Origin of the sequence: Photobacterium phosphoreum (assembly GCF_002954725.1) — a bacterium.
GTDB lineage: Bacteria > Pseudomonadota > Gammaproteobacteria > Enterobacterales > Vibrionaceae > Photobacterium > Photobacterium phosphoreum.
Genome location: NZ_MSCQ01000001.1, coordinates 2,308,878 through 2,312,578 on the forward strand (window position 1 = coordinate 2,308,878; position 3,701 = coordinate 2,312,578).

General features: G+C 37.7%; 5 protein-coding genes, 1 tRNA gene and 1 pseudogene. 5 read left to right on the forward strand and 2 right to left on the reverse strand.

The features are described from left to right. From BTO21_RS10055 to BTO21_RS10075, 5 genes and pseudogenes are all read left to right on the forward strand, one after another. Positions 1-226 (forward strand): annotated as a pseudogene (locus BTO21_RS10055) (IS4 family transposase); the annotation flags it as partial. An 84-nt stretch (positions 227-310) separates the two neighbouring features. Then, complete coding sequence (locus BTO21_RS10060) at positions 311-658, forward strand: type II toxin-antitoxin system RelE/ParE family toxin (RefSeq protein ID WP_045032861.1); 348 nt, start codon at positions 311-313, stop codon at positions 656-658. A gap of 2 nt (positions 659-660) precedes the next feature. Further along, complete coding sequence (locus tag BTO21_RS10065; RefSeq protein ID WP_045032858.1) at positions 661-963, forward strand: helix-turn-helix domain-containing protein; 303 nt, start codon at positions 661-663, stop codon at positions 961-963. Positions 964-1,194: 231 nt separating this feature from the next. Further along, the gene (locus tag BTO21_RS10070) at positions 1,195-1,515 is read left to right on the forward strand and encodes a type II toxin-antitoxin system RelE/ParE family toxin (RefSeq protein ID WP_045032856.1); all 321 of its coding nucleotides are present in this window, start codon (positions 1,195-1,197) and stop codon (positions 1,513-1,515) included. Continuing rightward, on the forward strand, positions 1,512-1,787 hold the full coding sequence (locus tag BTO21_RS10075; protein WP_045032854.1) for a helix-turn-helix domain-containing protein: 276 nt from the start codon (positions 1,512-1,514) through the stop codon (positions 1,785-1,787). The genes BTO21_RS10070 and BTO21_RS10075 overlap by 4 nt, the downstream gene beginning before the upstream one ends. 309 nt (positions 1,788-2,096) lie before the next feature. On the opposite strand, the gene BTO21_RS10080 is transcribed toward BTO21_RS10075, so the two are convergent. Together BTO21_RS10080 and BTO21_RS10085 are read right to left on the reverse strand one after the other, a co-directional pair. Next, positions 2,097-2,172, reverse strand: a tRNA-Gly gene (locus tag BTO21_RS10080). A 307-nt stretch (positions 2,173-2,479) separates the two neighbouring features. Further along, positions 2,480-3,631, reverse strand: a complete 1,152-nt coding sequence (locus BTO21_RS10085; RefSeq protein WP_105026787.1) for an iron-containing alcohol dehydrogenase — start codon at positions 3,629-3,631, stop codon at positions 2,480-2,482. Positions 3,632-3,701 lie beyond the last annotated feature (70 nt).

The window sequence follows — 3,701 nt, forward strand, 5'->3', positions numbered from 1 at the left end:
TTTGCCTTATCAACTTAGTTTTAATGGCAGTCTTGCGCGTATTACATCTTTACTTGTTGGACTTCCTTATTCAACACCAGAAGCGATCCCTCGACAATTAAAGAGCTTTCAGCAACTCGCTGAAAGCTTAATATTAGAGGGGCGAAGGGAAAGAACATTCCCCCGAACAGTAAAGCCGAGACCTCAGCGGTACGCTAAAAAGAAAAAAGCCGTTCACCTTAAGTGAACGGCATTAGTCCACTGAGGCGGTTTTTATTTATCCGTGATACTATTAATATAGATTATAATCTATAATAGGTGTTGCAGGTTAATGTGGACAGTCATTACGACAGATTTTTTTGATGAATGGTTTGATGCTCAATCTGACGATACGCAAGAAAAAGTATTAGCTGGTTTAGTTGCATTACAAACAGGAGGGCCAACAATCGGTCGCCCTCTTGTTGATACAGTAAATGCATCGAAATATAACAATATGAAAGAGCTTAGAGTCCAACATCGAGGGGATCCTATAAGAGCTTTCTTTGCTTTCGATCCTTTACGTCAGGCAATTGTACTTTGTGCCGGTAACAAAGGTGGAAATGAAAAACGTTTTTACAAACAAATGATCCCTATTGCTGATTTTGAGTTTGCTAAACATCTTGAAGAATTGGAGAAATAATTATGGCTAGAAATTTAAATGATATGTTGGCTTCTCGTTCTCAAGATAGTCAGCATCGAATTGCTGAAATGGCGGACGAAATGTTACTCGAAGTTAAGTTCCAAGCTATTCGTGAAGAACTAGAACTAACTCAAGCTGAATTGGCTAGAAATATGGGGATTAGTCAGCCGTCTGTTGTTGCAATAGAGCAGCGTGGTAATGATGTAAAGCTATCAACGATTAAGCGTTATATTGAGGCTATGGGCGGCAAAATGAGTATCAATATTGAATTACCAACAGGTAAACATGTTGGGTTTAACGTCTAAAGTTTTAAAACTCAATTAGAGGCCGCTGAAGTGGCCTTTTTTATGTCTGATTAATACGATTTAACGCAGTTCACATAAAATTTGTGATGTTAAATGCTAACAATTAAAAGGTCGCTTAGGCGGCCTTTATTGTATCTGGTTACTGATACCAATTTTAAGCTATGTTTTGACCTTAATAAGCCAGTAATGTTAAAGTGACCTATCATATATGATAGGTTTGGTAATTTTGAAATGGCTTGGAAAGTGGATTTTTACTCTGGTGTTGAAGATGAAATATTAGCAATGCCACCTAAAATTCAGGCTCGTATGATTAAGTTACTCGAATTAATTGAATTATATGGAGCAAATTTAGGCCCACCACATACAGACTCAATGGGAGATGGGCTTTTTGAAATAAGAGCTAAAGCTCAAGAAGGTATAGGTAGAGGTTTGTTTTGTTATTTAAAAGGACAGCACGTTTACATATTAAGAGCTTTTGTGAAAAAGACGAATAAGACCCCAAAAAAAGAAATAGAACTTGCCAGAGAGCGAATGAAAGAGGTGAAGTTATGAGTTTATCTGCATTAAAAAGAAAAGCATTACAGAATCCTGAAGTAAAAGAAGCTTATGACGATCTAAGTGTTGAATTTGAATTGATAAGTTCTCTAATTTCAATGAGAGAAAAATCAGGCTTAACTCAAGATGAAGTTGCTGAAAAAATGGGAACAAAAGCCCCGAATATTTCGCGTTTAGAATCTGGACGATCAAATCCTAGTCTTAAAACTTTAGTGAGTTATGCTCAAGCATGTGGATTTAAGCTAAATATTGGTTTTAAACATGCTTAATTTTTGTAAATTTAATTTTAAAGGTCGCTCATATGTAGCGGCCTTTTTTATGCCTGGTTGATACGATTTAGCGCTGTTGTTACTGGCAGTTCACATAAGATACATACTGTTAAATACCGCCTATTGAAGCGGTTTTTTATATCTAAAAGTTATATCGGAACGCTTAGATTCATCCAGACTTAAATAAAACGAATATCTGATGCAAATAATGAATTTGAGGGGTGATCAGTAAGCGATAACGGAGTGGTTTTTGATGAGATCTCAAAATTTAGGTACAAAAAAACCACTCATGAGGAGTGGTTATAATGTTGGAGCAGGCTGCCCGGAATCGAACCTTGCTTCTTCAACTTGGAAAGCTGACATAATACCATTATACGAAGCCCGCATTTCTAACATTACAGAGAACAACTAATCTATATCCCATAGTGGGGCATTGTTATTCCTTGAAAGAATAATACATGAAAATATATGGCTGTAAACATTTTAATTTATAACTGTTTACTTTATGAACTTCCGTTGCTTATACATAAGTATGTTTAATGCTAATTAACTGATTTTTTATTCTTTTTTTATACTTGGTAATGATAGCACATTGGTTCAGTTTGGATTTAATGGTTATGTTAAGTGATAAAAAGGCCGCTGATAAATCAGCGGCCTTTTTTCGACAGATTAATTACTGATAGTCAGAGTAATTACATCCGTGCTTTAAAGATATTAACAATTTCTTCTAGGCTTGCTGTGCGTGGGTTAGTTAAAGAACACGCATCATTTAGGGCATTTTGTGCCATGAATGCTAACTTATCTTCAGTCACACCTAGGTCAGCTAGACGTTGCTTAGTACCTACCTTTTCAGATAATGCATCAATCGCTTCAAGGGCTGCGTTAACTGCTTGCTCTTGGGTCATCGCTGCGGTGTCGATACCCATTGCTTTAGCAATATCGACAAAACGCTCAGGTACTTGCTTGGCATTAAAGCGTGATACTTCAGCAAGTAGAATAGCGTTACATAGACCGTGTGATAGGTCGTAAACACCACCCAATTGGTGCGCCATTGAGTGCACGTAACCTAGAGAAGCATTTGAGAATGCCATTCCCGCTAAGTACTCACCATACTGCATCGCATCACGCGCTTCGCGGTCTTGACCATTAGTGACTACTGCTTCTAAGTTATTAACAATCAACTCAATCGCTTTAATAGCAGACGCATCAGTGATTGGCGTTGCTGCAGTAGAAACATAGGCTTCAACTGCGTGAGTTAATGCATCCATACCAGTAGTTGCTGTTAAGAATTTAGGCATTGCTACCATTAATTCTGAATCGTTAACCGCAATAATCGGCGTGAAGTGCTTATCAACCACTGGGTATTTAGTTTGATCTTGTTGGTTAGTGATAATCGCAAATACCGTCATTTCTGATGCCGTACCCGCTGTTGTGTTCACTGTTACCAATGGCAATTGTGGTTTCTTAGAAAGGTGTACACCTTTAGAGTAATCACGAATATGACCACCGTTAGCTGCAACCAATGCGATACCTTTAGCAGTATCATGAGAAGAACCACCACCGAATGAAATAACGAAATCTGCTTTGCTTTGTGCAAGAAGTGCTAGACCATCTTCGATATTTTTCTCAGTTGGGTTAGGTTGCACACCATCATAGATAACGTAATCAAGGTTATGTGCAGTTAGCTCGTCAGTTAACTTACTAACCAGACCCACTTCAACTAACACACCGTCTGTGACGATAAGTGCTTTTTTCAATTCTTTTGATGCCAGTTCAGCACCTAGAGATTGAATTGCATTAGGACCCATTAAGGTTACAGGTGGCATGTAAAATACATTGCTCATAGTAAAACTCCGATAATTATTTATGAATTTATAGCGACTTACCGCGTTAGCCATAAGTCTGAATTTATTT